We start from the raw sequence: 1,641 nt of genomic DNA on the forward strand, positions 1-1,641 counted from the left end.
TGCTGACGCTCGTCACGCCCAGGCCCAGCCGGTCCCCCGCGGTGCCCGCGAAGGTGTAGCGCCCGTTCTGCCCCACTTCCATACCCACCACCGTGGCCGTTCCATCCAGCTCCACGCCACCAGCCACCTCCTGCACCAGCCCCAGGGTGAGCTGCCCGGTGTTGGCCAGGTATGGGTCGACCGTGATGCTGTAGGTCCCCGCCGTCGCCGCCGTGAAGTCCAGCACCGCCGTCTGGTTGGGATAGCCATACGTGCTGGTCTGCTGGGTGCCGTCGGGCTTGTAGACGCGCACCGTGGCGTAGTTGGTGAAGGTGCCCGCGGACGTCACCAGCGCCAGGTTGGCTCCCGCCGTCGCCGTGAAGGTGTAGCGGCCGTCCTGGCCCACCCGGCCGGTGCTGAAGGTCACCGTGGGCCCGCCCACCTCAAGGCTGCCCTCCACCGTGCGCGACAGCAGCAGCCCCACCGACGCGGACGCCGTCCCCGCCGGGTCGAGGAAGAGGGTGTACGTCCCTGTCGCCGGCAGCTCCGACAGGTTGCAGTTACCAGGAGCGCTGTAGCTGCCGCAGGTGACGAGCGTGCTGCCGTCGGGCTTCAGCACGCTGATGGTGACGGACTGCCCGGTGGGCGTGGTGCTGACACTCGTCACGCCCACGCCCAGCCGGTCCCCCGCGGTGCCCGCGAAGGTGTAGCGCCCGTTCTGCCCCACCTCCAGGCTCGCCACCACGGCCGCGCCATCGATGTCGCCCGCGCTGCCGGCCACCTCTTGCACCAGCCCCAGGGTGAGCTGCCCGGTGTTGGCCAGGTATGGGTCGACCGTGATGCTGTAGGTCCCCGCCGTCGCCGCCGTGAAGTCCAGCACCGCCGTCTGGTTGGGATAGCCATACGTGCTGGTCTGCTGGGTGCCGTCGGGCTTGTAGACGCGCACCGTGGCGTAGTTGGTGAAGGTGCCCGCGGACAGCACCAGCGCCAGGTTGGCCCCCGCCGCCGCCGTGAAGGTGTAGCGGCCGTCCTGGCCCACCCGGTCGGTGCTGAAGGTCACCGTGGGCCCGCCCACCTCGAGACTGCCCTCCACCGTGCGCGACAGCCGCAGTCCCACCGAAGCCACCGTGAGCCCCTGCGGGTCGACGACGATGGTGTAGGTGCCCGTCACGGGCACCACCGGCAGGTTGCAGTTCCCGGGGACGTTGTAGCCGCCGCAGTTGATGAGCGAGCTGCCGTCAGGATTGAGGACGGTGACGAGGACGGACTGCCCGGTGGGCGTGGTGCTGACGCTCGCCACGCCCAGGCCCAGCCGGTCCCCCGCGGTACCCGCGAAGGTGTAGCGCCCGTTCTGCCCCGCGACGTTGGAGAAGCTCACCTGAGGGCCGTCCACCACCACGGGGCCGCTCACGGCGCGCACCAGCGAGAGCGAGGCGCTGAAGCCCGTCGCCGAACTGCCCGGCTTCAGCACCGCCGTGTAGACGCCATCTTTTGGCGCCACGGCGACGTCGAAGGCGCCAGGAGTCGAGAAGAAGTGGTTGTTGATCATCACCCCCGCGGGGTCATAGACGCGCAGGCTCGCCGAGGAGGCGCCACCGAGCGTCAGCGCCGTCACCGCGATGCTCACCTGCTCGCCACGCGAGACAGGGAAGGTCAGCACCG

Annotated in this window: 1 protein-coding gene; it reads right to left on the reverse strand. The window is 70.3% G+C overall.

Annotated elements, in window-relative coordinates:
* On the reverse strand, positions 1–1,641 hold a 1,641-nt coding region (locus K8638_RS44135), incomplete at both ends, for a hypothetical protein (RefSeq protein ID WP_223760802.1).

The organism is Myxococcus sp. RHSTA-1-4, assembly GCF_020037125.1.
Lineage (GTDB): Bacteria > Myxococcota > Myxococcia > Myxococcales > Myxococcaceae > Myxococcus.